The sequence below is a fragment of the Labrenzia sp. R5_0 genome (genome assembly GCF_017743835.1).
GTDB classification, from domain to species: Bacteria; Pseudomonadota; Alphaproteobacteria; order Rhizobiales; family Stappiaceae; genus Roseibium; species Roseibium algicola.
The window spans coordinates 1-25,246 of sequence record NZ_JAGHRK010000009.1; the positions used below are offsets into that span (position 1 = coordinate 1).

Annotated in this window: 23 protein-coding genes; 9 read left to right on the top strand and 14 right to left on the bottom strand. The window is 56.1% G+C overall.

Going from position 1 to position 25,246, the window contains the following annotated elements:
* Positions 1–467: 467 nt before the first annotated feature.
* The 11 genes from J7447_RS28895 to J7447_RS28945 all read right to left on the bottom strand — a co-directional run bounded on the left by J7447_RS28895 (position 468) and on the right by J7447_RS28945 (position 13,479).
* Entirely contained in the window at positions 468–1,508 is a 1,041-nt protein-coding gene (locus J7447_RS28895) for a nucleotidyl transferase AbiEii/AbiGii toxin family protein (protein WP_209171626.1), read from the bottom strand.
* A complete protein-coding gene (locus tag J7447_RS28900; protein WP_209171627.1) occupies positions 1,505–2,110 on the bottom strand; it encodes a DUF6088 family protein in 606 nt (201 codons plus the stop codon). Before J7447_RS28900 ends, J7447_RS28895 begins: the two co-directional genes overlap by 4 nt.
* Positions 2,111–2,524: 414 nt before the next feature.
* Positions 2,525–3,673, bottom strand: a complete 1,149-nt coding sequence (locus J7447_RS28905; protein ID WP_209171628.1) for an SAVED domain-containing protein — start codon at positions 3,671–3,673, stop codon at positions 2,525–2,527.
* A gap of 36 nt (positions 3,674–3,709) precedes the next feature.
* Positions 3,710–4,201: a Mov34/MPN/PAD-1 family protein gene (locus J7447_RS28910; RefSeq protein ID WP_209171629.1), complete on the bottom strand. Its 492-nt coding sequence runs from the start codon at positions 4,199–4,201 to the stop codon at positions 3,710–3,712.
* On the bottom strand, positions 4,182–5,900 hold the full coding sequence (locus tag J7447_RS28915; protein WP_209171630.1) for a ThiF family adenylyltransferase: 1,719 nt from the start codon (positions 5,898–5,900) through the stop codon (positions 4,182–4,184). Before J7447_RS28915 ends, J7447_RS28910 begins: the two co-directional genes overlap by 20 nt.
* Entirely contained in the window at positions 5,897–7,108 is a 1,212-nt protein-coding gene (locus tag J7447_RS28920) for a nucleotidyltransferase (RefSeq protein WP_209171631.1), read from the bottom strand. Before J7447_RS28920 ends, J7447_RS28915 begins: the two co-directional genes overlap by 4 nt.
* A gap of 421 nt (positions 7,109–7,529) precedes the next feature.
* Positions 7,530–9,401, bottom strand: coding sequence for a hypothetical protein (locus J7447_RS28925; RefSeq protein ID WP_209171632.1), 1,872 nt, complete (start codon positions 9,399–9,401; stop codon positions 7,530–7,532).
* 55 nt (positions 9,402–9,456) lie between these two features.
* Positions 9,457–10,212 (bottom strand): hypothetical protein, encoded by a 756-nt coding sequence (locus J7447_RS28930; protein ID WP_209171633.1) that lies wholly within the window; start codon positions 10,210–10,212, stop codon positions 9,457–9,459.
* 21 nt (positions 10,213–10,233) lie between these two features.
* Positions 10,234–10,632: a hypothetical protein gene (locus J7447_RS28935; RefSeq protein WP_209171634.1), complete on the bottom strand. Its 399-nt coding sequence runs from the start codon at positions 10,630–10,632 to the stop codon at positions 10,234–10,236.
* Positions 10,623–12,089: a DEAD/DEAH box helicase family protein gene (locus J7447_RS28940; RefSeq protein WP_209171635.1), complete on the bottom strand. Its 1,467-nt coding sequence runs from the start codon at positions 12,087–12,089 to the stop codon at positions 10,623–10,625. Before J7447_RS28940 ends, J7447_RS28935 begins: the two co-directional genes overlap by 10 nt.
* Positions 12,090–12,372: 283 nt before the next feature.
* A complete protein-coding gene (locus J7447_RS28945) occupies positions 12,373–13,479 on the bottom strand; it encodes an RHE_PE00001 family protein (protein WP_209171636.1) in 1,107 nt (368 codons plus the stop codon).
* 282 nt (positions 13,480–13,761) lie between these two features.
* On the opposite strand from J7447_RS28945, the gene J7447_RS28950 reads away from it, so the two are divergent.
* Entirely contained in the window at positions 13,762–14,703 is a 942-nt protein-coding gene (locus tag J7447_RS28950; RefSeq protein WP_209171664.1) for a recombinase family protein, read from the top strand.
* A gap of 87 nt (positions 14,704–14,790) precedes the next feature.
* The gene (locus J7447_RS28955) at positions 14,791–15,000 is read left to right on the top strand and encodes a hypothetical protein (RefSeq protein WP_209171637.1); all 210 of its coding nucleotides are present in this window, start codon (positions 14,791–14,793) and stop codon (positions 14,998–15,000) included.
* 43 nt (positions 15,001–15,043) lie between these two features.
* Here J7447_RS28955 and repC read toward each other — a convergent pair whose 3' ends face one another.
* From repC to repA, 3 genes are all read right to left on the bottom strand, one after another.
* Positions 15,044–16,357, bottom strand: coding sequence for a plasmid replication protein RepC (gene repC, locus J7447_RS28960; RefSeq protein ID WP_209171638.1), 1,314 nt, complete (start codon positions 16,355–16,357; stop codon positions 15,044–15,046).
* 191 nt (positions 16,358–16,548) lie between these two features.
* Positions 16,549–17,544 (bottom strand): plasmid partitioning protein RepB, encoded by a 996-nt coding sequence (repB, locus tag J7447_RS28965; protein WP_209171639.1) that lies wholly within the window; start codon positions 17,542–17,544, stop codon positions 16,549–16,551.
* Positions 17,545–17,622: 78 nt separating this feature from the next.
* Complete coding sequence (gene repA, locus J7447_RS28970) at positions 17,623–18,825, bottom strand: plasmid partitioning protein RepA (protein WP_209171665.1); 1,203 nt, start codon at positions 18,823–18,825, stop codon at positions 17,623–17,625.
* 749 nt (positions 18,826–19,574) lie between these two features.
* On the opposite strand from repA, the gene trbB reads away from it, so the two are divergent.
* Genes trbB through trbL form a run of 7 tightly spaced genes read left to right on the top strand, consistent with a single transcriptional unit; the run spans position 19,575 to position 25,245 of the window.
* Positions 19,575–20,579, top strand: coding sequence for a P-type conjugative transfer ATPase TrbB (gene trbB / locus J7447_RS28975; RefSeq protein WP_209171640.1), 1,005 nt, complete (start codon positions 19,575–19,577; stop codon positions 20,577–20,579).
* Entirely contained in the window at positions 20,569–20,928 is a 360-nt protein-coding gene (locus J7447_RS28980; protein WP_286189694.1) for a TrbC/VirB2 family protein, read from the top strand. The genes trbB and J7447_RS28980 overlap by 11 nt, the downstream gene beginning before the upstream one ends.
* Entirely contained in the window at positions 20,921–21,217 is a 297-nt protein-coding gene (locus tag J7447_RS28985) for a conjugal transfer protein TrbD (RefSeq protein WP_353653825.1), read from the top strand. The genes J7447_RS28980 and J7447_RS28985 overlap by 8 nt, the downstream gene beginning before the upstream one ends.
* Positions 21,218–21,219: 2 nt before the next feature.
* Entirely contained in the window at positions 21,220–23,382 is a 2,163-nt protein-coding gene (locus J7447_RS28990) for a DUF87 domain-containing protein (protein ID WP_209171642.1), read from the top strand.
* The gene (trbJ, locus tag J7447_RS28995) at positions 23,279–23,896 is read left to right on the top strand and encodes a P-type conjugative transfer protein TrbJ (protein WP_353653827.1); all 618 of its coding nucleotides are present in this window, start codon (positions 23,279–23,281) and stop codon (positions 23,894–23,896) included. The genes J7447_RS28990 and trbJ overlap by 104 nt, the downstream gene beginning before the upstream one ends.
* A 3-nt stretch (positions 23,897–23,899) precedes the next feature.
* Positions 23,900–24,094, top strand: a complete 195-nt coding sequence (locus J7447_RS29000) for a hypothetical protein (RefSeq protein ID WP_168693807.1) — start codon at positions 23,900–23,902, stop codon at positions 24,092–24,094.
* Complete coding sequence (gene trbL, locus J7447_RS29005; RefSeq protein WP_209171643.1) at positions 24,091–25,245, top strand: P-type conjugative transfer protein TrbL; 1,155 nt, start codon at positions 24,091–24,093, stop codon at positions 25,243–25,245. The genes J7447_RS29000 and trbL overlap by 4 nt, the downstream gene beginning before the upstream one ends.
* The last annotated feature ends 1 nt before the right edge of the window (position 25,246 follow it).

Consider the following 25,246-nt stretch of genomic DNA (forward strand, 5'->3'; position numbering starts at 1 on the left):
TTCTTGGCTACCCGCGAGGAATTCGAACGCCAGTTCGAAGGGGAAGAAAGTATCTAGCCGCCGTTGCGTCAAGCCGAGCGAGGCGAAGCCGGGTCCCGGTCAGACATGCCTCAATCGAGACCGCTTTCCGCTCCCTTAAGTTTCGGGGCGGGACCCGGAGGCCGCGAAGAGCAAGGCAGGACAAGGGCGGGGATGGTGAGTTGGCAATTGTGCAGGGTCGCATCTTCGGCCACCAGCCGCGGCGCGAGTGTCCCTTGCCGGCCGATGCGCGCAAGCGGCACCAGGATTGTCACCGTTCCCGCATGTGGCAAGCTCCTGCTTGCGTCAGGGATGGATGCCCGGATGGGGGAAGACCGCTTGCGGGCTTCAGCTTTGCCAACAGCCCGGCCCGGAGGGCGACGCCAAAAAGGTTAGTCAGTCGGCGGTTTTGTTGTGATGACAGGAGTTCAGGCACGCGAGTTGCAGCCCTATTCGGACAATCCTGGCTCTGCCAAACCCACGTTCGCCCGATCCTGAAGTTTTGCGAGACGTTCGACAAGTTCGCTAAATTCAATGGCATCGCTCTGAAGGAGGCCAGCTTCGAGCATTTTCTGATAGTCCTGCCTCAGGGCATCGAGGGCATCTCCGGCTGGTACCAAACAGAGTGAGCCGGCGACTGCTTCTTTATAGTCTATAGGCTTTCCGGAGCTGTCGTTCTCCCGAAAGAATATCTGCTTATGTCTAGCGACATCTTTGCCAAGGCTGCGATCATCAAGAGCCTTTTGAGCAATTCCCATGCGATCTAGACAGTCGAGATCGAACCAATGGCGAGCGAAACGATCGCCACCACGGAATGAGCCTTTCAGACAGTAGGCATGCATCGCGGTTGCCTTTTCCCAGAAGGTCCGTTCAGCACGCATCACGCGTGGATGAGCCATCGGTGTAACAAGGTCTGGAAGCGCGTCTGAGATATCGCAATGGATGGAATGCCGTTCCGCCGGCTCACCGGTGGATCTGGCCCCGAACTCGAGAAGTACAACCGGTCTCACATAGCCCGTGCCACTTCGGACTGCTTCGTATTCCAGGTAAAGTTGATCTTCTTTACGGACCAATGTGGCAGCTACGCCTTGCGTCTTGATGCTTTCCGAAAGGATCGAGTGCGGGACTGTTTTGACCCATTCCTCTAGTCGCTCGCGAACCGTTTCGGTCCATTTCCTGGCTTGCGAACGGCTGGGAGGGTACGGATCATCGGGGTTTTCAATCAGATCCGGGATGATCTGCCTGATATCGTAAGTCAGATCGATGTCTTCTGAAAACCGATTGATCGCCTTGTAGACTTTTGACAGCGACGTTCCGCCCTTGAAGACAAGATGATCGCCGACCGGGTTGTCAAAAAGCGCGTTGAGCGCCCAAACGACCCAGATATCTTTCTCCAGTAGGTCAGCGGGCCGCCCCAGGGCAGAGGCGGCCGCCTCCAATGCATCAATCTTGTCTTCAGTCGACAGTTCGAAATATGTTTGCGAGGTCATTGGGTACTATCGGAGACGGCCAGAGAGCTTAGCTCTTTCGCCATCCAGATTGGAGCGCTGGCGCGCAATCCGAAAAGCTCGCGCCGTTCTTCTTCGCTGAGCTGAGACTTTAGTCGCATCAAGGTGTCCCGTGCCTCGGACTTCCCGAAATAGGCAAGCGCGCGAAAGGCATGCCCAGCTCTGCTGTTGGGAGCGCGAAGCTGCCAATTTGGCACATGCCTGAGTTCGATCTCTTGCGCACCGAGCTTTAGGCGTCGGCTGGGGCCGGATGTCCAGAAGATTTGGCGTGCCGGGTTTTGCGTCGACAGGCCAAGGATGTTGGCTGCCGAAGCACCGCTGATCGAGACACGCTCGCCAGTCGTCCTGGCAATGCTCTCCACGACCGCTCCAACAGAAGGTGCCCGTTCTCCGAACCGTGTCTTGACCGGCAAAGCGAATAGGCCACGCCTGACACGCATGAGCTCTCCACGCTTGACGAGCCTCGATAACGCCTGGTCCACCGCAGCGCGTTCGCCAAGATGCAATAACTCTCTTGCGGACAGGGTCGCCCCCTCCGGCAAAGCCTCTGCATAAGCCTTGATGGCTTGAGATGTAGTGGTCATAGCAATCTCCTTGCGTCAGATATATAGTCAGTTTTCTGACAGTATGCAAATCAGAACTCATGCTGGTGGTACCTGCGGTCAACATGTTGGAGGAGTTCAGTGATCTAATTGAACCGTCACCGGCATCTATGAAAGATTGCCATACAGGTTATCGAGAATGTGAGACTTCACAAGATTGCTTAGGCAACTGACACTCGTCTTACAAAGACCGCGAGGGGGCCGCAGCAGCGTCGATGGCTAGCTTGAGGCCGGTCTCGGAATGTCCTCTGTGCGATCATCTGCTTTTAGATGCGTCGCACCGTATTCGAACGCCGCCTCATCCACAGCCGCGTGGAACTTTCGAACGAAAAAAGCTGACCCTTCAGTTGTTGTCTAATGGCTCCCAGAGAGCGATGGTCCGCAGAGGCCGTCGTGTTAGCCTTCCCCTGGTTCGTAGCCGATTGAGATCGTCGGGACAAAAGCCTGCGCGGTTCGGTTCTGGTCATAGATTTTCATCGCGAGGTCCGCTTTCGGCATCCAGACACGCCCTGTTTCCACAGCTGCAGACGCCGGCACCGCTGGAAACACGTGGACCAACACGCCTTCCCCATGATGGGCTTTCATTCTGTTAAAGAGGTCGCGAAGCAACTTCTTGTAGGTAGAAAGGTCGTCCTTCCTGCGCATTATGTCGTTTCCTGGTTGCTCACATGTGATCGACCATATGGCCGTCTCTTTCCCCAACACGGAGGTAATCCGGTCGTCATTCACCGTGGCGCTCAGAGCCAACTTTAGCGCAACCGGCACGTCCTTCCTGCCACCGTATTCCGTGACCTGGTAGAAAATGTGCGGTTGGTCAGACAGCCATTTCCATGTGTTCGGTTCGCGGTGCTTCTGATGTACAGAAACGGGAACTATGTCCCCTAAGAGTGTACCGAGACGGATAAGCAACGGCTGCGGTGCTAAGGCGAAGACGCTGAGCTGACGAATCTCCCGCTGTTCGATGCGCTCCTTAATCTTCCGTGCGAAAAGACGCTCCAAGTTCTCGTTCTGCTCGGTCCAGTAAGCTTTTTCGTGATCCTTCCGCTCCGATCCGATCAATTCGAGGTCGATCGTGCGGCCTTCCGCTGGGTGGTGATCCGGGGGCATCGCGCTGAAGATTGCACGCGTCGTCACTAAGGAGTCGCGTTGGCCAATCGTGGCGGCAAACCTGACGACATGCGAGACGCGGTCGACATCCATGTCGGTGACGATTTCAATCCGGTCCTCGTGCTCCGCCTTCATGGCCAGAAGAACATCCTCGGGATAGTCGGCCAGATAGTCCACGTCGATCGCCTTGTGGTGGACCGGACACATTAGCATTAGGTTGTCGATGTCTTGGGCAAGCTGGGGAGATCTCACCGTATCTCCCCTGGGTCCGCCGGACTCGTCAGCGACGATGTGGGCAATATAGCCGAACTTACCTGTGCGTTTGCCTGAGATGAGGTCGCCGATCAGGAGCTTGTTACATCCACGGAATTGACACCGCCCCCCCGCCTTTGCCCACAGGGCATTTGCGACTTTTGCTGGAATTGTTGTCTTCGACATTTCGCCTTCCTATTGCCGCACCGAAGGCGACACCTTTCAAATGATTCTTCTATGCGATCGCGACACCGGGTCATTGATCATTTCGACACGTTGTGGCCATCGGCCGCGCATAAACAGGTAGGTTCCCACCTGTAGCATCACGAACATCCGCAGCCGAACAATCATCAAGACGGAGAAGTCTATGTTGCCGGCGTCCTCGACCAGGGCCTGCATGGTAGTTATGTCGGTCATACTCGGGGTCACCGAAAAGCTAGGATGAGAATGCCATTCCCCAAGGTAATTAAAGCGGCTGAAGTCGTTGCCATGCTTCTTGAAAAAGGCTTCCAACGCTTGGGTGTGTAGCTCCGGGCGACGCTCGAAGTACGCGCTTTCACCACCCCTTGGATCGACCGTGACGTCTACAACCCGAAATCGCCCCTCGTCATCCAACTGCTCAGCGAGCAACAAGCCCCCGGTTTCCCGGCGCCCTGCTTGGGACAGTTCCCGGCGGATTTTCCTGCGGACCGAACTAGGCAGAGCGATTTGCATCTTGGTCCTGTTCAGGGAAGAGAAGAGACACGAGTTCTTTCAGCTTCACCTCATCGGGGCACGAACCCGCATCCCAGCCTTCCGTGCCGGTATAGCTGATGGGGTGAGTATCGAATGGGGCTGTGAATATCCAACCTTCGCTAAGGCCTATCGCATACGCCGGAGCGGGAAATTGGCTGCCACCACCGCGAAGGGTATCGATAGCGAAACGGGCGAGGTGGCCAGCAATTACGGAGACGTCTGCGTCGTCGGCGATCAACGGTGGCTGAGCCGTCCGCAAGACACCGTAGTCCACTTGCTGGGAAGGCATCTCCCACTCAATGTTCTGATCGTCGCACCACCTGAGAATCTGGCGGCGTGCCACGTCAGGTGACGGATCGTGACCAGGTCGGGATCGGGCCACGATCCCACCGATCCCACCGCCGAAGACCTCAGCCCAGACCATTGCCCGGCCACTGAATCTTGCGGCGGATGCGGCGAGGCCGAAAACAGTTGCATCCGCCGTAGCGTCGATAATCAGGTCGCAGTTGGAGAGCGTTTCGAGCGCAGTGGCGGTCCACTCAGAACTCTCCTGCCCGCCAAGGTTTACGATTTGCACGGTGACCCTAGCTTCTGGGGCAATTTCGAGTAGCCGCGCCCGCAATACCTTTGCCTTGTGAGCACCGACACCACGCCAATCCAGCTCGTTCCTCACTAAGTTGCCGGGAGCGAGAATGTCGTCGTCAAACAGTTCAAGTTTGCGGGCACCCGATCGCACCAGCATTGCCGCCACTTTCGATCCGAGAGAGCCGCATCCTATTAGAGCGATCCTCTTTTCGGAGAGCGCCGAGTTTGCGGTAGGAAGTCGCTGTTGGTCGGCGTCGATAACGAATGTGGCATAGCCGTAATCGAGGACGCCGCCTGCCGTCTTGCGGTACACCATTGCCAACCAAGCGGTCGCGTCATCTACAAGCAGGTAGGTGGCAGGCGGCCAAGCCGGATATTCAGTGTTGATGCCTGCAGACTCGAGAACGAGGGACAAGTTTTTTTCGTTGGCTGGGCCCGGAAATATAAGTCCCCGAGGAACACGGATCGCCGTCCCCTTGTAGTTAGAGGCGGTCGCCACGGGCTTATTCTGTTGCCAAATCCTATCTCCATCCGAGCCTAGAGCAGTAAGATGCGCAACGGCAGCTTCTCCATAGTAGTGTTCGTCGACCTCGATTGGCTCCAGGTGACCGTCATCCATGGCCTGAAGCAAACGCAACGCTTCCTCGGGTATGACAAGCCTGAGATAGGTCCCGCGAAGACGCTGACCTTCCGATACCGCGTGAGCTGAGAGAACCCCGTGGCCCTCCATTTCTGCGCTCTCGCCAACAAGCAGGCGATGGGCGCTTTCGATCATCATTGAGCCAGTGCAACTCAGTTCCCAATTGTCGGGCCGATACTCGAGACAAAGCTCGCCAGACTGACCGTACTGATGTCCGGATATGCGTTCACCGTCGGCGTTGAATACCAACGGAGGAATCGATGGGAAAAAGTCCGGGTAGTGCATTACGAGGCGCCACCTGGAATCCGCTTCGACAATCTCGAAGTTCAACAGCAACTTCAGTCCGTCAAGGCCCCATCGCACGTTCTGGAGCCAGTCAGCCGATTGCTCAAGCCGAGCTATTTCAAGCCGCTCTGACAGGCCCCGGCCGGGATTCGAAACCCACCAGATCATTTGCCGCCGAACCCTGCCGGCTTGCCCGGAACGCGCGCCTCGGCGGGGAAGGACGGCGCAGCCAGCACAGCAGGCGCGACGGTGGTAGGACGCAGTAGCGACGATGTGGGCTTTGGCGCTGCCCGATCCCCAGCCCGCTCAGCCAGACCACGACCAATGCCGGGGGCCACGGAGTCGGTTATTGCCTGACGACTACTCACCTGGGCCGCGTAGAAGAAGTCTCGCCGAGCTGCTTCCAGCCATTCGAAGAAAGCAACCCGGCGTTCCGGATGTTCTGCCCACTTGTCGGCGAAATTCTCAAGGGGGTCAGACGGATTGGGTATATAGTACCGAATGCCGTCGAAGCCGATGAAACGATCCATCTTGATCAGGATCGAAACGAGGGCTTGGCCGATCGTTTCCTCGCCTTCATATGCGTGCGCCGACAAGGTCGTGAGAATCACCGAGATCGGTTTGACGTCCTTACGGTCCGCGAACATCTGATCGCGGTGCCGTTTGAGGATCATGATTGCTTGTTGCAGCGGAGTGACCACACGGTAATCGGGGATACTCTCCACGCTGGCCTGGGTTGCTTCGGCGAGCTTGCGGCGCTTGCGCGAGAAAGCGACAGCCATGCGCGAACGGAACCAGTTGGCGTAGCCCTTTGGGTTGGATCGAGGCCAGTCGCTGGTGTGCTGAAAGAAGAGAGGGTGTTTGTTGTCTGTGATGGCTATCGCAGTGCTGGCCCACTGCGCGTTGAGCCCGCTCGATTCCAGCAAAAGCCGCGTAGAGGCTCCGTTTGGGAGCGCCGGTACGATGTCCATATGGAACTGGGCACCATCCGCATACTCGAGCGTCCAGCAACGACGGCCTTCGCCGAGCGGCTTCACCATGGCCTGTGCCACACGATAAGACTCAATCTCGACTCGAAGCATTTCCTTGAGGGCGTATTGGGTCAAGTGACCCTTCGCCAGCGCAGCCAACTCGCAAACCGAGTCGATGTCATATTGACCGTTTTCGTCCTCTGGTTTGATGACGGTACCCAGCCGGAACGAACCCTGGGAGTAAACTTGCGGATCGTACTGCTTTACCGACGACGCGTCGCGATGCAGCCAGGTGCCCAGGGACTCATACCTGGAAACCGCCTGCTCGTATCTGGTGGGCGAGATGGTAAGCTCGTCCGCTAATGCCTCGAGGTAATCTTCGGCTTCCTTGGTAATCGTAATCATCGTACCCCCGTTCTTGTCACTTAGAGATAAGCATGACCACCGATGCTGCGCCGGGAGGCGCATGTCGACTGGCAACTCGATCAGCAGTGTCCCAGAGTTTGATAGAGTCCGTCGATACACGCGAACCAGAATGGGATGGTGCTCAGCAGAAGCTTACCGCACACAAGTTGTACTTAAGTTGTCGCCACTCGCGGTTCAAGAGACTATTTTCAACGACTTGTCGAGAAATGAGAAATAAACTGCGCCGGGTTTGCTGGAGGCCAGTTGGTTGAAGTTATGCGGATCTCAATTGGCCGGATCGCTGAATAAAGACGGCCTAAGTTGACGAAGAGGCGAGTGGACTCAGATAGAGTCATTTCGAAGTAATCAAGATTGTTTCTTCATCGAAAATCGATACCTGTGACCTTGGTCAACCCTCTGCCTACAGATCATCGCCATCGGATATCACCTTGAATTCTGCACCGAGCGAATAACAATCGGCGCGCGCTCCGAGCAACAATGCATCAAGTTGCTGCAACTGACGAACATCTTTGCTCGTTTTGTCTCCCAGATCCATTCTTTCGCGAGTGGTTTCGTAGACCGATTTGCGAACACGCGGCTGAAAAACAACGACCGTTTTTGCAAATTTTGATCCCAGTCCATCGAGTGTTCTGAAAAATTCGTCCCTGTTCTGCTGTCGCACGCCATCATGCCATACTGCATCTTTCAAAACGCCGTTGGCATTTGCAGTAAGCTTTTCCTTCAATAGCCCGCGGTCGATATGACGTAAGTTTTTGACCGCTTGCCCTGTCACCACCTCGTAATCGGGGACTGACAGCTCTCGGTTTGTATTGTCTGACCCACTCCCTTTGACATGTATGAGCGTAAGTCTTGGTGGGTCGGTTTGATCGTCCAAATGAATGAAGTCTGCGGACTCCATGGAACCGTCGTCGCAGACTAGCCAGCCTGTTGGAGCTCCGCGGTCCGCGAGGTTTGGCCAATGTTTTGCGACTAGACCAAAAAGCGACCTGTCGTCCTGGCTTCCGGTTTGTTCGACTGCAAATCTCTTTCCATCCAAAGGTTTTTCTTTGTCAAAAGCGGTGTCGTCCAGATCCATTCGAACCCAGTCCCAGTTCTCAAACCGTGCGTCGCGAAACCGGGTTTCGTAAAAATGACCACGCGAATATGTGTGGCCTGTGTCGAAGTATATCGTAAGATTTTCGGTATTCTGAAGCACCTTTAAGACTTCCGCTTCGATCGCGTCCTGATCGAACCCTTCCAGTTTTCGGGCTTTCAGGCGAATTTTTGAATTCGAAGCGACTTCGAAATCGTAGGCCAACTTGCCAATTTGGTTTTCACCCCAAAAGACAGCAGTCTCAAAACTCGGACTCCCTTCAATCGCTGTCAGCTCGAATTTCGCGACATCTCCAAACTGCGCAATAAGGCGTGCATCATCGTTTGCCTCTCCTGCAGCGCCATCACGAACTTGCTCAGGGACGATGAGCGCCATGCCGTACGGCTGTTCGATCCCCTCGAGGGTATCGATAGTGGAAGCAAGTATTGGCAGTGGCCGGTCTGGCCGCCCCTCGTCTTCAATAAATTTGGCGGCCCGTGCCAGTATCAGATTAAGGTTTGTCGTGAATTCTTCCCAGGATTGCGATGGGCCCAGCCAAATGCGTCCCGAAGTCGGACTGGCCCCGACAATTTTGGAAGTTGCGACGTCTGATAGGCTCATTGTCGACCGGACTGAACTGAAATAGTAGCTCTGGTCGCCGAGTGGATCGAGCGAGGATTCAAGTTCTTGCCCCGACAGAATTTTTGAATCCGGCTTGATGGCGGTTCTTGTGTGAATACCGCTAAGCCAAAGGGTCCTGACTTCGCTTTCCACGAAGGCCCGGTTGATCTGAATTGAAGTCAGGCGCGAAATGCTTGCAAACGGACCATCAGTCGCGCTCACAATCTTGCGCACAATAGTGTTTCTCAAGCCGGTATCTGAGAACGAGATTGCGATGATGTTCGCTCGTTTCGCGACCACAATCAGGTGGTGGGCAATATCCTGAAGTTCATCTCCGGAAAACCAACTTGGCGGCCGTTTTACCGAATAATGAGCCCACGATATTGCGGTACCTGCCACCTCGATATCCGGATCTTCAACAGTGGTAAATCGGGGCCTTTCTAGTTCCTTCTGATCTGCCGTTTCTTTAGCCAAGGTCTTAATTCGTGCCAGTATCGCGCTTGCAACCGGTGCGGCGCCTACTGCTGCAAACAGCGAGACAGACAGATATGGGGAACATTGTCCGCTTGAGATGGCCATCTAGATCCCCCCTGAATTTCAATCCCTTTGGCAAATAAACGAAGACTTCCAACCTCTACTTCCCGAGGTAATGTTCCGTATGCCACATTCCCTTTATGGGGACTGCTCCCTGCTGGTTTTTCTGAAATTCGTGCCACCAGCGTGCCGCTTGCCAGATCGCCTCGGGACAGCTGGCGCGGCTTTCCAAACCTGGTGTCAAATCGTATCCGTTGGCGGAACACAGAGCTTCGATGAATGCGGCCGACGGAATTCCATAGCCATCGAACAGAGGATTGGTTGCCCGACCGACACCCCAGACATAGCCGAGCCAGAGCAACAGCAATTCAACGCAATCAAGGTCCACACGCTGCTTCTTGAACTGCAGAATGGTCTTCTTCATTTCGCTCAGTTTCACCGGAAGCTGCAGGAGCGCAATGTTGGGGAACATGTTCTTGCTGGCGTAATTGGAGAGATGAGCCTCTTCAACGGCGTTGTCGGAGGGTGGGTAGCCAAATCCTTCCGCTGGCTCCAGAGAGATCTCCCAAATCGCACTCTTCTTGGTCGGAGCGGATCCTTGGAGAAGAACGACGTGTGACCAATGACTCGGGCTCATATCGTTTCTAAGGTGCCCCTGGGCGACACGAGTGTGGAAATAGGCCTTCTGTTTACCGCCAATCAGGACCAGATAGGACAGGCCGCTTGCCCCCTCTTCAGCCGCGAGTTTCTTGAGATTTCTTTCGACCCACTTCAGATTGTCTTCGTTTCTATGCCTGACCGTTTGCACGAATTCCGGATTCAGTTCTTTGGCCGACGAGGCAATGATGTTTAGCATCTGAAATCTCCTGGAAGCCGGTCACCTGAGAAGTCCAAGCGGGACTTCCCTCGGATTGGCCGGGCGTTTGTGGATTTCGTAGTAGGTAACTTTGGCTTCGAGCGTGCTGGCGGCTTTGCGCAACGCGAGCATGGCAAATTGATCGCCCTGGTGCTTGTAGACCACTTCAGTTCGGTAGCGCTTGCCGAAGACCTGCTGGGCAAAATACGGCTCGGCGTCTGGCGCCGAAGAATGCCGCGGCCAACGCGTCTCCTCGCCTTTGAAAAACTTCCGAAACCCTGCCCCGATATTGTTGAGCTGGTCGCTGCCAACAGTAGACACCAAAGAGGAAGGCGAGCAGATGATTTCAATAAATCTGGTCTGCCCTGATTCCTTGATCCTGGTAACGCGTCCCCAATGCACATCCCCTGTCAGAAGCAATACTGGACGACCGGCGTTAGATAGGCGCTGAAGTGCTGTAACAATGCTTGCATACGCGTGAACCGGCCGATGAACTGGAGCGTGATGGCAAGCGACTTGTGCGTGTCATGCAGCGCCGCGAGCTTGAGCTGAGCGAAATCGAAGCCCTCGCCGAGCATGTTGACACAGATGACGATGCGCGAGCCCGTGCTCTTGCGGTTGTGGAGCGCCGCCAACGCCGCGCGATTCTGGCTGTCCGGCCTCTCTGAATAGACCTTCACTGGTGCGAACTCTGGGGCGAGCCGCTCGTAGATCTCAGCGAGATCATCGGCGCGCGCCTGCGTTTCAGTGCGCGCCATCAGAATGTGGTCGAGTTTCTGCTCGTTTACGTCGTTCCGCAGAGCTTCTATGGCCGCACGAGCGACGACCTCATCGCGCGTCTTCTGGTCGCCGTACTCTTCAACGGTCCTGAGATTGATTTTTTTGTAGTAGCCGGCGCGCTGAGCGTCGCCGAGTTTGTAGTTGAAGATAATCTTGCCATCTACGCGCTGGTCGTCCCGGCGGAACGGCGTCGCCGTGAACTGGAGGACCTTCCCGCTGCTGAAGCGGTCTCGGACTGAGCGCCAGGTCCGCGCGGTGATGTGGTGCGCCTCATCAACGAAAAGGTGTGAGCATCCGTCGATTAGCGTCGCGGTGGCGGTCGCGTCGGAAGCCTCCAGTGAGTTTGGCAGTGCGATGATGATGTTCGCGTTCTCCAGAAGTTCTTCGGCCTCGTTGACGTTGCGGATGCCACCGGAGATGAGTGCCACACGGGGGCCGGATAACTCGCCTGGGATCGATTTGGCCGTAGGTAAATAGCCAAGGGTTGCAAACTTATCCGCGATTTGGTCACGTAAGGGTACGCCCGACACCAGCACGAGAGTGCGGGCTGGTCGAAGATATACTTGTGCGGCAAGCATGGTCTCGGTCTTGCCTGTCCCCGTCGGCAGCACGACCGTCGCGGGCTCAAACGTGTCGCCCACGGCGAAGTGGGCAGCGATAGCATGGAGAGCGCCGAACTGCGGAAGACGCAGGCCTGGCTCGTCATTCTGGCCCTCCAGCCGAAAGCTGAACTGGTTCTCCCATGTGGTTAGCAGCTTCTCGGGCGTGTCGACGCGCTGGGTAAGCGGTTCTACAACGTCCCATTGCAAGGTCATGGTCTCGGGGATCGTAGCGTTACGTGCTAGGCCTGCCGCCAGGACAGGCAGATCCGTCTCGCGGCGCTTCGCACCTTTGCGGCGGATATAGAGTTGGTCGTATGGTGGCCTTAGTTCGGTCTTGACTAGGTCATGACCCGGCATGTCGCTTACGAAAATGCGGGCGCGTGTCGTGGCTCCGCGGAACACGACCTGCCTGACTGCATTGCGGCCGACCTTTACCCGAAGCTCCGGCAAGGGCGGCAGAGTGAGTCGGCCCCTCCAGTCCTCGAACATGCTCATCGTCACCCCCTGGTGTGACGGCAGCGATTACGTGCGCCGCTCATTGCTAGGACAAAAAAATCTAGACGCTTGCGGCCAATGCTTCAACCAGGGCGAGTGGCGACGAATAGTTTACTGCCAGGCTCAGCGTGAGCGTTGCCCTGTATCAGCTTCAGGCACAAGCGAATTTTCGAGATTCGCCGCAATCCATCCCATTTTCTTTAGTGTCTGCAACCAACAACTAACGGCGACTTTTAGGAAATAGCCGTAATAAGCTGAGCGTCCGAAATGCGGCGCGAAGCGTTCACAAAATCCCCCACGCCCGATACCGTCCCCTCCCCGTCATCTCCCGCACACCGAGAGCACTGACTAGATTGAGCGCCCCTCGTGGCGTGATCCCTGCCGCCTTGGCAAGCATGTGCGCAGACACAATCGGCCGCGACAAAATGAGTTCGATCGCAGCCGGCAGGCTGCTATTAGATCTCTTGCCGACAGCGCGCCGCTCGAGTTGCCGCTTCGCGAGCGTCAGCCGATCAATATCCTTCATTCCTCTGGATGCAGCTGCAGTCATAGCATCGAGAAAGCCAACCAACCTCGTCGTCCGGTCTCGCGCACGCCGGCGTTCACGCGGGATATCTCGAAGCCCCAGGGAGTAAGCGAAGAGGTGCGACCGGACCTTTCCTCGCGATCTTAGAAAATCCGAAACGAGCAGCTGCCCAAGCCAATGCTGCCGCTGCAGCGGTTCAAGACGCTCCCATGCATCCCACAGAAGCGCAGCAGCCAAGGTCGCCGGAAGCGCTTCAACATTTCTGACCAACTCGAGCCATTCAGAGATCCGTTCGGATTCGTCCCAATCTGGATCCCGAATGACCAACTCGCCCACAATGAGTTCAGGTTGCCGGGTTCTGGTGGATCCGGAGGGAACGGCTTCCACCAGCCAGCTGGTTTCCGCAAGCACCTCGTCGATCTCCGCCAATTCCGGAGGAACTGCATCGTGCTCGTCCGTTTCGAGGTCCCTCCCCTCCCCTCTCCTTTTGAGTGTTCTGGGAAGCTCATCCTCCTGCTCGGCAATCCCTGCAAAGGCCATGATCCCAGTTCGCGAGACCGCCCAGCCCGGATCGTTTCTCACTGCCCGTCGTCTTGCCCGCACGATCCGGTGCGCAATGACGAGTTCATGGCTTGGTGCACGAACGTCCATCTGGGCATCGTGCAGAACCAGGTCTTCCAGATGGACGAGTTCACCGGCAACCCACATGCTGGAGACGGCCTCGAAGAAATCGGCCCGCTCTGCAAAGCCCTGTCCGACTTCTGAGCGGGCGACACGCTCATCAAACCGCGCCAGCGCGTCCTCCGCCGCCGATATCGGCTCTATCAAAGCCTCAAGGTTCAGTTTTCCAATTTCATAAGGCATTGTATTATCGCGGTTTCCACATCTATACGGAAGTTATCACGTAATTTGCTTCCGTCATAGATTACCCCTTCAACTCACATTCGCCGAAATACAGTCTGACGCCTTCTGAATTGAACAAAGGCCCTGCAATCCGTGCTCAGATCGACGAGAAGGCTCGGTTTTCCTGGGGTTTTGACGGTTCAGATCGTGGAAAAGGCGCTCAAGAGACGTTTACAAACGATCGGTTATCCGTATCTTCTTTATTTGGAAATTCGCTCTCTTATCGGCTCTCAGGCGTCCCAAATGGCGAAATCAGCGCTCAATCGCTCTTCTCATCGACCTGAGGGACGGCTGATCGGCTATGCACGCGTCTCCACGGACGAGCAGGCGACTGAAGCCCAGGAGATGGAACTGCGATCGGCCGGCTGCGACACAATCGTTGAAGAATACGGATCCGGCGCATCGCGCGCGCGGCCCGCCCTTGCAAGGCTCGTTCGAGAGATTGGAGCGGGTGAGACTTTGGTTGTCGTCCGGCTTGACCGTCTCGCCCGCTCAGTGAACCATCTTTTGGAAGTGATCGAAGATCTGAACGCGAAGGGCGCACATTTTCGCTCGCTGAGCGACCCTATCGACACAACAACACCTCAGGGCATGTTTTCCCTTCAGGTTCTGGGGGCAGTCGCACAGCTCGAACGCGCCTTGACCTCCGAACGCACAAAAGCCGGCATCAAAGCCGCAAAGGCGAAAGGGAAGTTACCCGGCAATCCAGGAATTCGAGAGCGCAGACCTGAAGCACTCGCCAAGATGACGGCCGCTCAGAAGGCAGCCTACGGCGCACGCATTCAGGCGACTGCCAGTCAATGGCTTCCCATTGTCCGGCGCATGCGCCCCGATCACACCTGGGACGATATCGCGCGATTTCTGAAAAGCCGCGGATTGGACTGGACGCCCGAACGACTGCGGCGCGCGGTGAAGTGGATGGTCGCAGAGGGAATGGCGGACAAGGACCTGCTCAAAAAGTCGCCACCGCGTCCGCCGGAAGACCGGCTGATGACGCTGGTTGCTGGCATCCATTCGTCCAATCCTGAGCTAACCTTGCGCGAAATCGCCAGCCAGCTCGAACGGCTGCACGAACGTACGCCCCGAGGCAGTATCAAATGGGCGCTCTCTTCCGTTAAGAACCTCATCGACCGCGCGAAACGCAATGGCCTGATCGACATTGGTGAAACAGAACTACCGGAGTGAAAAATAGGCGCGAACGCAGTACAAATCGCGCGTTCTGATCCTACTGGAAACCTGGCAAACAAACCGTAAAGCCCAGAGCGCAGAAGCATGGTCGCCCTGGTCATCAACAACCGCGGGGAGCCTGCCCAGTGGGCCGTTGAGCGAGCCAACGCCATCATTGTTGAGCATGTTTCTACACTTGCCACAGCCGCCCGATCTGATGACAAAGCAGAGCTCGCGATTTCCGCAAATGCTCTCGGCCAGGCAATTGACGATTCCCTGCTCGGTACTTTCGATTGTCGCGTCGACAACGAGTGAAGCCTGAATCCGAAAAAGTGTGGCAACCCCGAACAAGTTGACGTCATGTTTCACACCTTCTCATAGGTTCTCGAGGGGCGTCGGACACTTCAAAGCCTTCTTTCCGGCTGCCACTAGCATCAGAGGTCTCAGCCAACGCGCGGGCGGCTTTCTTGTCGGCATCGAGCTTTGCACGCAAGAGCGCCATCACCATCGGCCATGTCGAGAACTGGCCCTCTCTCGCCTTGTCGGTCAAGCTACGCAGATAGCCGCCAGCACTCTTGATCTGATCAGCTCGCTGCAGGATCGCCGCGAGCGTAATTCCGGCTTGTACCTCGCCCATGGCCTCGCAAGCTTCTCGCCAGGCGCTCGGGCTGACCCTCAGCATCGGCCGGGCCACCTCCGTGGCCGCCAAAAAGTCCCGCCAATGGCGTATTCCGCCCCCCTGGGCCATGTCCACAATATCGGGGCAAGCATCCAACACTATCCCCAAAGGCAACTCCCGTTTCGGCAAACTCCTCAAGTTGTTGTTTTTCTCGTCGGTCCCGCCAGCCTCTTTTTTTCGAGAGCGATGTTCAGATTCAAAATTAGAGTCTGGATTTGAATTCTGTATGTGGCGTCCAAAATGGGACTCATTGGCATCCAGATTCTGTGTTTTCGTAAATGATTCCAAAATGTCATGCACCTCGGTCCACAACTCGTGCAGCTCTTCGCAAAGCTTCTCGATGACCTGGCGAGGCGCCGATCGCGGCAATCGGCCGACAATCTCCTGGTAGATCTGCTGGACACGGCCCCAGTTGCCCGGAACGCGTTCTTCGATGCCGGCATCTATCATCTTCACAATATCCCGACGAAGGAGCGTAAGCCTCTCCTTTGCGATTTTGAATGCCTTCTTCTCGGCCTGCACGGCTTCTGCAAGCTGCTCGAACTCCTCGGCACGGGCGACGATCGGCGAGAGGTCGAAGCCATAGGCCTGTTCAACCTCCCCTCCCCGCCCCTTTCGCGCAAAACGCTTCCCGTTCGGGCTGTCACGGCGAACGATAAGGCCGCAATCAACTAGGACCGCCAGATGCCGGCGCAGCGTTGTTGGCGGCATACCATTGGCGCGCGCCATAAGCTGCTCGTTCGACGGCCATACGATGAGCGTGCCGTCGCTGCAGAGCTCATTGTCCGGATGAAAAGATAGGAGCGCGTTGAGGATAGCCAGGGAACGGTCTGTGGCGCCAAGAAGGTCTCGGGCTTCGCGGATCGAGCGGAAGACCTTCCACTTCTCGACCGCTGCTCCATCAGGCATTGATTTCGCGGCAACTTGGCTTGCCATCAGGCCAAGCGTCATCGGCCGCCGCCCAAAGGGCGTCGTTGTGATATGCGTCTGCATTTTCTTTCACCTATTGCTAGGCAATAGAAAACTGCTCGCCGAAAAGGCGCTCACGACTCAAAAGAGTCTTGACTGTGATTCCGGGAAGTGCGATTCTCTAGTCACCACAACAAGAGAGGGCTTCCGGAAGCGATTTCGGTGGCCTTTTTCTTTGCCAAATTTCCTGCTGGCCGTGATTTACGACCGTTAATTCAGTCGCTTCCTCCCTCTCCATCTCGCTGAAACTCTAGATAAAGGTGCTCTAGTCGATTCGACAAGTAAGCGCCAAATCGCGAGGCGTCCTTGGACTTCAAAGCCAACGTGAACGCCTTCCCACTGTCTTTAGTGGAGACCTTCACGGCGGCGTCGGATAGGCTCCAGGCTTTCTCCGCTGGACGTTGTTTCTTGGATTTTGTCGCTCTGGAGACCTTGAGCTTCTCAATCAGAAAGCCAAACCGCCCCCCTTCCTCAAGCTCGATGAATGCATCAGATTGAATCAGTTCCAGTGCCAGTGCAGATTTTGCTGGCGCTTGTACGATTTTCTTAAGGTCTTCCCAACGATCGCGTCCAACCCCCTTGGCAGCACCCAGAGCATTGAGCACGGGAGCTGGGACGGTCTCGGCCACTGAGAGCATTCTGGACAGCAGAGTGTCATCAATGGTGAGAGCAGTCTTGATTGTCGCTTTATCGATCCCCGACTCCTGCAGTCGCCTTGCGTATAGTGATTTCTCGATAAAGCTCAGATCGTCCCTGGCCGAGTTTTCTTGGCCTTGCGCAATCACGTGGGCGATCTCTTCAAGAGGCTTCACGACCGCGCGGACTTTTTGGCCAAGTTTCTTCGCGACGCGCACCCTACGATGTCCGAAAACGATAATGTGACGTGCGCTATCGTCGGGACTAGGTCGAACCAGAACCGGTTGATGCTGGCCTGCTTCCTTGATTGCTTCAAGCAGTTCTTGGTCCTTAACCGGATCCTCGCCAATGCGATCCTGATAGGGGGAGGGGTCCAATTTTTCAGGGTCCAGGGAAACGACCACATCCCCCTCAAGCACCCGCATCGAATTCTCTGCCAAATCGTCCAGAGACTGCATCATCGACCGGGAAGCGCCCCGTCGTGCATAATCGACGCGAGATTCGCCTTTAGCTGCCGTTTCAGTCGGCTTATTGGGCTGAGCACCTATGTTGCTCAAAAGATGTTTTCTAGCCATTATTCTCACCTGAAATCGCAGATACCGTATTGATTTTCCGTCGATTTTCCCCAATTTGCACGGCTGTCAAGAGTTTGGTCATTTCCGTCCCCATGCCTTGTGGATCAAAGAAGTGATTTCACCATTGACAGCGTTTAGGGACTCAATTGCTCGGTCATAAGTTGAACGAACGAATTGGGCGCGCTCGACTTCATATACGGTCTGCTTGGTTATTCCAGCGTCGGAGATCGCAGTCGACTTCACCATTTGATTGTTCAGCATTCTCTTGTTGAACATCGCCTGCATAAAGCCGACCATTTGCGCCTGCGGACCGTCAGTCGCCTCGTATCGAGTCACAAGGAATCGGAACCAATCCAGAGTGACTTTTGCCCCCGCACTCTTGATGGACTGCAAGATGCCGCCAAGCATGAGCAGAAACTGGCTCATGCTCATCACGTCAAGCATTTGCGGATGGACAGTGATGAGAACCGCCGTAGAAGCGGTGAGTGCGGTCAGAGTCAGATAACCCAGTTGCGGCGGACAATCGATGACAATCACATCATATTCGTCATCAACTTCCTTTAGAGCTCTGGAAATACGTGTGAAGAACAGCCGCCCCTCGTGGGAATTCGCCGCAGCGAGGGGAGTTTCATACTCGTACTCCTGAAGCTCCAGGTTGGCGGGCACGATATCCAAACCGGGAAAGTTTGTTTGGCGAATGACGTCTTTGATAGAGCATCGAGCGTCATCATACCGAAGTGCCTCGAACAATGACGGGTTCTTGTCCAATTCAGGCTGAACACCATGCAGAGCCGTCAATGAAGCCTGCGGATCGAGATCGATAGCCAGAACTCGATGTCCGGTCAGCGCGAGATACTGTGCAAGATGCGCGGTCGTAGTAGTCTTCCCAGATCCGCCCTTGAAGTTTACAACCGAGATAACCTGCAGATGCTCGCCGTCTCGACGGCGGGGGACATAATTCTTGATGTCGCTTCGACCGTGCTTGTCCAGGTACTCCCGCAGCTCCAACATCTGATATGCCGTGTAGGATCTTCGCCCGGAAGGGGAAACCGTTGGATCTGGCCCTTTGCCATCGAGGTGCAATTTTTTTATGTGGTTCTGCGTGACGCCGATGAAGTCGGCGACTTCGGCCAGGGAAAACATCCGCAGGCCCTTTTGCGCATCAGGGGGATACTGCTCCAATCGAAGCATATTCAACCGGTCAGAGATCAGTTCGCCCTGCTGAATGATCTCCTCGTCGAAATCTAACGACTCTTTTTCTGCGGCAGAAGACACCGAGATCTCACTTTCTTCGGAATAACGCTTTTCCTAAGACGAACAGCGGGAAAGCGTTATTACTATGAGCGATTCCGGTACACGCGCAAGCGGTTTTTGGTTAACACAATCTTAACGAGTGCCTCCAGGTCAAATCTCGAGATCCCAAGATTTCCTATTTTTGTTGTTTATTTTCTGTAGCTTACGTTCGTATGGTGAATTTCACAGTATCATTATTTTTCCCCGAAAGATTTCCTAAGGGGCTCATCAAAGCAGGCATCTCATAGATGCCAATAGACGAAATTCCGCTTAAATCTGCCACATTGCGACCCGACTCAGGAAAGTGAGAACCGCCAACAGCCAGACCTTCGTTTCCCTACAACAGCGCAATTTACCGCGGAACCCGCAGCGTGCGATTTTTGGGTGGATACGCCTACGAGGGATCTGAAAACAAAAAGCAATCTTGGCAAAAATCGAGCGTTAATCAAAGGTTTCCCATCGTCACATTTGCCGATTCCAACAACTCTCCTTAGGTGTGGAAAACTTTTTCTCAACCTTGCGATGACGCTTCGTTCCGTGTTGGGTTGCGCCCTCTCGCAAGGTAATCAACCACTGATTGCTGTAATCGTAAATTATTGATCTCAAATATAAAAGGACACTCCGAATGACCTCCGGAGAGCCTGGGCAAACCCTCGTGCCCGGTCCGATAAATGCTGTCTCGGCGAGGCCGCACCATCCCCTGAACATCTCAGCTTTCACCGGTAGGGGAGGGGACGTTGAGGAACGGTGAAAGCCGCCGCCGGCTTATCGCCGGACTGGAAGACTCGCTGGGGTCTACGATCCTGTCGGCGCTGTCGGACGAGGCCGTCGTTGAGGTCATGCTCAACCCGGATGGGCAACTGTTCATCGAACGTGTCGGCAAGGGTATGGAGCCCTCCGGCGAGATGACGTCCCATGACGCTCAGATCATCATGGGCAAGGTCGCCCATGCGCTCGGCACGGAAATCACCTCCGACAAACCGATCATTTCCGGAGAGCTGCCGATAGGCGGTCATCGTTTTGAGGGCCTTCTGCCACCGGTCGTTTCCAAGCCGTCCTTCACGATCCGCAAGAAGGCATCGCTGCTCATCCCGCTCTCGAAGTACGTCGAGGATGGCGTGATGACAGCGGGGCAGGCGGCCGTGATCCGCGATGCGGTTGCCGGCCGCAAGAACATTCTGGTTTCGGGCGGCACTGGCACCGGCAAAACGACGCTGACGAATGCGATCATTGGCGAAATGGTCTCGGTCGCTCCGGATCATCGCCTCGTCATTCTGGAAGACACCGCGGAAATCCAGTGTGCGGCCAGGAACGCTGTAATCCTGCACACGTCCGATACCGTGGACATGCAGCGGCTCCTGAAATCGACCATGCGCTTGCGACCAGACAGGATCATTGTCGGCGAAGTGCGCGATGGCGCGGCGCTGACGCTGCTCAAGGCATGGAACACGGGCCACCCGGGCGGCATCGCCACGGTTCACTCCGACAACGCCTATACCGCACTGACGCGCCTTGAACAGCTCATCGCGGAAGTGTCTCAGCAGCCTATGCCGCACGTCATCGCGGAAGCGGTTGACCTCATTGTCTCTATCGAGCGCTCCCCCGAACACGGACGCATCGTTCGGGACATTGTGTCCGTCTCCGGCTTTCGGGACGGCACCTATGACGTCCGCTCAGCCGTTGCATCTCAGTTCCTCAACAAAAATTCCAACGACAGACAAGGGACTCTTCATGTCGCGTAATTTTGTATTTCTTCTCTTTCTCGCCGGTGCAGGACTGTACCTAATTGAACCAGCATTTGCCTCTGGTGGTGGTTCGCTTCCCTGGGAAGGCCCGCTTCAGAAAATCCAGGCCTCAATCAACGGTCCTGTCGCTGGCGCCGTTGGCCTGATCGCGGTTGCGATCGCGGGTGCGATGCTGATCTTCGGGGGTGAACTCAACGACTTTGCCCGCCGACTGGCCTATGTGGTTCTGGTTCTCGGGGTCCTGCTCGGCGCTTCGACGATCGTCGGCCTGTTCGGATCTTCCGGCGCCTCCATTGGCATTGCTCCGGAAGGGAACGCGGCAACCGTGGACCCGGCTCGTGACTGACGCGCCGGGCCTCAACAGAGCGCGGATCCATCGCGCTCTTTCACGCCCGACACTGTTGTTCGGGGCGGACCGGGAGCTGGTGCTCGTGACCGGTCTTGCCTCGGTCATTCTGATTTTCGTGATCCTGAAGCCCTATGCCGCTGTGCTCGGCGTGGCGATCTGGATCGTGGTGGTTGGCGTGCTGCGGATGATGGCCAAGGCGGACCCTCTGATGCGCGCCGTCTATCTGCGGCACGTCAGATACCGCGCCTATTACCGGCCGACCTCCACGCCCTGGCGGAAATACTGAACATGGTTGCGCTCAAGAAATTCCGGCATGTCGCGCCGTCCTTTTCCGACCTGCTCCCTTACGCGGCGCTGGTCGACAACGGCATCGTGCTCCTGAAGGACGGGGGCCTGATGGCCGGCTGGTATTTTGCCGGGCCGGACAGCGAGAGTTCGACCGCGTTTGAGCGGAACGAAGTTTCCAGGCAGATCAACTCGGTTCTGGCTCGCCTCGGCAACGGCTGGATGATCCAGATGGAAGCCGTTCGCATTCCTTCAACCGGATATCCAGGCAGGGAAAGTTCGCATTTTCCGGACCCGATCACAGCGCTGATCGATGACGAGCGCCGCCAGCGTTTTGAGGCCGGGGAGGGGCATTTCGAAAGCCAGCACGCCATCATCCTGACCTACCGGCCGCCGGAGAAAAATAAGTCCAAGCTGGTGAAGTACATTTATTCCGACGAAGCCAGCCGGAACACGTCTTTTGCCTCCCGGACGCTTGAGTATTTCAAAACGACCATCCGCGAATTCGAGCAGTATATGGCGAACGTCGTGTCGATCCGTCGCATGGAAACGCACGAAGTGCCGGAAAGGGAAGGGGAGAGGCGCGGCCGCTACGATGACCTCTTACAGTTCGCCCGCTTCGCACTGATCGGCGAAAACCACCCGATCCGGTTGCCGGATATTCCGATGTATCTCGACTATCTGGTGACGGCTGAATTCCATCATGGGCTCAATCCCATCGTGGACGGCCGCTATGTCGGCGTCGTGGCGATCGACGGGTTCCCTGCCGAAAGCTGGCCGGGGATCCTCAACGCTCTCGATCTGATGCCGATCACGTATCGCTGGTCGAGCCGGTTCATTTTCCTCGATCCGGTCGAGGCGCGCTCGGTGCTGGAAAAGACCCGCAAGAAGTGGCTGCAGAAGGTGCGGCCGCTGATGGATCAGCTCTTCAAGACCAACTCCGGATCGCTCGATCAGGATGCCATGTTGATGGTCGGGGAAACCGAAGACGCGATTGCCGAGGCAAGCTCGCAGCTCGTCGCCTTCGGCCACTACACGCCTGTCATCGTGCTCTTCGACACGAACCAGGCGCGGCTTCAGGAAAAATGTGAGGCGGTGCGCCGGCTCGTGCAGAGTGAAGGCTTTGGCGGGCGCATCGAAACCCTGAATACGACCGAAGCGTTCCTGGGAAGTCTGCCGGGCGTGTCCTATGCCAACGTTCGCGAACCTCTGGTGAGCACGCGCAACCTTGCCGACCTGGCTCCGCTGAATTCTGTCTGGGCCGGATCGCCGGAAGCGCCTTGCCCGTTCTATCCTGTTGGATCGCCGCCGCTCATGCAGGTGGCCTCTGGCTCATCACCCTTCCGTTTCAATCTTCATGTCGGGGATTTGGGGCATACGCTGATCTTCGGACCGACCGGTTCGGGTAAATCGACGCTTCTCGCGCTGATCGTGGCTCAATTCTTTCGCTATCTGAATGCGCAGGTGTTCGTCTTCGACAAAGGCAAGTCGATGTATCCACTGACGCTTGCCGTTGGCGCGGATCAATATGACGTCGGCAAGTCGGACACACTGGCCTTTGCACCGCTCTCCTCTCTCGAGGATCCCACCGACAAGGCGTTTGCTGCCGAGTGGCTGGAAACCCTCATCGAAATGCAGGGTGTGAAGGTTCTGCCAGAGCACCGCAACGCGATCACGACGCAGATCGACCTGATGTCGAAGTCTCAGCGCCGGTCGCTCACCGATTTCGTGTCGGGTGTCCAGAACCGGGAGATCAAGGACGCGCTGCAATATTACACGGTGGACGGTCCCATGGGTTCGCTCCTCGATGCCGAACAAGACGGCCTGTCGCTTTCCAGGTTCCAGACCTTCGAGATTGAAGAGCTGATGAACATGGGCGACCGGAACCTGATCCCGGTCCTGCTGTATATGTTCCGCCGGATCGAAAAACGCCTGACCGGTGAACCGAGCCTGCTTATTCTTGATGAGGCCTGGTTGATGCTCGGTCACCCAGTCTTTCGCGACAAGATCCGGGAATGGCTGAAAGTTCGGCGGTCAGAACGCCGAGCAGATTGCCAATCAGGTGCAGCAGATCGGCAACCAGATCCAGATGATCGAAAACCAGATCAGCATCTACGAGAACATGCTGCAGAACACGCTCTCCCTGCCGATGCAGGTTTGGGGTGAGGTTGAACAGAACCTCGGCCAACTGCAGAGCTTGGTTCAGAAGGGTCAGGCCATGGCGTTCTCAATGGGCAACCTCGACGACACGCTGAAACAGCGGTTCCAGAGCTACGCCGATTTCGCCAAGAACGGCCTGCCGGAAGCGCAGTCGTTCTCGACCATGTACCAAGGCTGGTCCGACACCAACCGGGACACGATCTCCTCGACCTTGAAAGCGGCCGGATACACCTCGGACCAGTTCGCGACGGAAGAGGACACCATGCGCCAGCTCCGGCAGCATTCTCAGTCCGCGGAGGGCCAAAAGCAGGCCTTGCAGGTGGGTCATGAGATTGCAGCCCAGCAAGTCGAGCAGATGCAGAAGCTTCGAGGTCTTGTCTCTCAGCAGATGACCATGATGGGGACCTGGTACCAGTCCGAGCAGACGAAGAGCGACCTTGCTCAGTCAAAAAGGGAAAAGTTCTTCGGTGCGACAAAATCCTCGACCACCGGCGGCGACGAACTCAGCGTGGACTTCTGAAAGATGGCAAAGACTTATTTGTACTTACTGCTCGCCCTCCTTTTGTTTGGAGCTGCGTCCGTCACTTACATCTTCGTTTTCTCCGCACCAGCCGAGAAACAAACCAACGTCGATACACAAGAACAATTCATTCAAACGGACCCGAAGGATTACCCGACAACGGGCGGCGATGAAATCAGCGTGGATTTCGGCAAATGAAACCAAAACCTCGAGCGATCTCAGCTTTGTCGCCAGTTGTGTTGCTATTGTTGGCGGGACCGGTTCTCGCCGCGGATGGTGCTGTGTTGGACAACCTGAAAGATCAGGTCATTTCCGCGGCGAAAGGCTGGGAAGGAACGATCACGAACGCAGCTCAGTCGCTGTTCTGGATCCTCGCTGGCATCGAATTTGGAATTGCCGCTGTCTGGTTGGCGATTCAGGCCGCTGCGCTTGAAGCCTGGGTTAGCGAGTTGGTTCGGCGCATTATGTTTGTCGGCCTCTTCGCGTTCATTTTGACGAATGGGCCACAATTCGCTCAAGCCGTCGTAGACAGCCTTTTCCAGATTGGAGCGGGCGGGGGCTCGGCTTCTCCGGCAAATATCTTTAACGCCGGCGTCGAAGTTGCCGCCAACCTTTCGCAGAATGCGCAGTTCGGTCTGTTCGAAGACAATGGGTTGGCTATTGCGTCCGTGCTGGCAATGGTTGTGGTGATTATCTGCTTCTCGCTTGTGGCCGCGATCTTCATTGCAGTTTGGATCGAAATGTATGTCGGCCTCCTGGCAGGCGTCATCATGCTCGGCCTTGGTGGCACGTCCTTTACGAAAGAATTTCCAATCAAATACCTGGTTTATGCGTTCTCAGTCGGCATGAAACTGATGGCGCTGGTAATGATCGCGCGTATCGGCTCTCAAGTTCTGATCGGCCTTTCCAACAGTTCAACAGCGGATGATCAATTCCTTGCAACGTTGACAATTGCGGGGATTTCAGTGGTTGTCTTTATGATCGCGATGTACGTCCCACAGATCCTGCAAGGTGTTGTCCAGGGCGTTTCGGTCGGCAACGGCATGGAAGTCATTCGTCATGGCACCCAGACCAGCACTTTCGCTGCCGGAACCGCTATCGGCAGCGCTCAAATGGCCGCTGGTGCAAAGGCAGCCTACGAAACCGCCAGGAACGATGGATCTTCGAGAGGGCAAGCTGCGGCTCAAGCAGCCATGGCTCCCTTTGCAGCCCTTTCATCAGCAGCCGCAGACAAGCTCTCTGGCGCCCCGCATGCAGGAAATGCCTCGGCGCTAGGCCTCGCCAATCACAAACTGCGGCAAACCCTGCCGAACAAGCCAACTGGCGGATCTTCGCCTAAATCCTCCTGAG

Coding starts and splice junctions, on each gene's coding strand:
- J7447_RS28895 (WP_209171626.1), bottom strand. CDS start 1,508: ATGACCTCGCAAACATATTTCGAACTGTCGACTGAAGACAAGATTGAT.
- J7447_RS28900 (WP_209171627.1), bottom strand. CDS start 2,110: ATGACCACTACATCTCAAGCCATCAAGGCTTATGCAGAGGCTTTGCCG.
- J7447_RS28905 (WP_209171628.1), bottom strand. CDS start 3,673: ATGTCGAAGACAACAATTCCAGCAAAAGTCGCAAATGCCCTGTGGGCA.
- J7447_RS28910 (WP_209171629.1), bottom strand. CDS start 4,201: ATGCAAATCGCTCTGCCTAGTTCGGTCCGCAGGAAAATCCGCCGGGAA.
- J7447_RS28915 (WP_209171630.1), bottom strand. CDS start 5,900: ATGATCTGGTGGGTTTCGAATCCCGGCCGGGGCCTGTCAGAGCGGCTT.
- J7447_RS28920 (WP_209171631.1), bottom strand. CDS start 7,108: ATGATTACGATTACCAAGGAAGCCGAAGATTACCTCGAGGCATTAGCG.
- J7447_RS28925 (WP_209171632.1), bottom strand. CDS start 9,401: ATGGCCATCTCAAGCGGACAATGTTCCCCATATCTGTCTGTCTCGCTG.
- J7447_RS28930 (WP_209171633.1), bottom strand. CDS start 10,212: ATGCTAAACATCATTGCCTCGTCGGCCAAAGAACTGAATCCGGAATTC.
- J7447_RS28940 (WP_209171635.1), bottom strand. CDS start 12,089: ATGAGCATGTTCGAGGACTGGAGGGGCCGACTCACTCTGCCGCCCTTG.
- J7447_RS28945 (WP_209171636.1), bottom strand. CDS start 13,479: ATGCCTTATGAAATTGGAAAACTGAACCTTGAGGCTTTGATAGAGCCG.
- J7447_RS28950 (WP_209171664.1), top strand. CDS start 13,762: ATGGCGAAATCAGCGCTCAATCGCTCTTCTCATCGACCTGAGGGACGG.
- J7447_RS28955 (WP_209171637.1), top strand. CDS start 14,791: ATGGTCGCCCTGGTCATCAACAACCGCGGGGAGCCTGCCCAGTGGGCC.
- repC (WP_209171638.1), bottom strand. CDS start 16,357: ATGCAGACGCATATCACAACGACGCCCTTTGGGCGGCGGCCGATGACG.
- repB (WP_209171639.1), bottom strand. CDS start 17,544: ATGGCTAGAAAACATCTTTTGAGCAACATAGGTGCTCAGCCCAATAAG.
- J7447_RS28980 (WP_286189694.1), top strand. CDS start 20,569: ATGTCGCGTAATTTTGTATTTCTTCTCTTTCTCGCCGGTGCAGGACTG.
- J7447_RS28990 (WP_209171642.1), top strand. CDS start 21,220: ATGGTTGCGCTCAAGAAATTCCGGCATGTCGCGCCGTCCTTTTCCGAC.
- J7447_RS29000 (WP_168693807.1), top strand. CDS start 23,900: ATGGCAAAGACTTATTTGTACTTACTGCTCGCCCTCCTTTTGTTTGGA.
- trbL (WP_209171643.1), top strand. CDS start 24,091: ATGAAACCAAAACCTCGAGCGATCTCAGCTTTGTCGCCAGTTGTGTTG.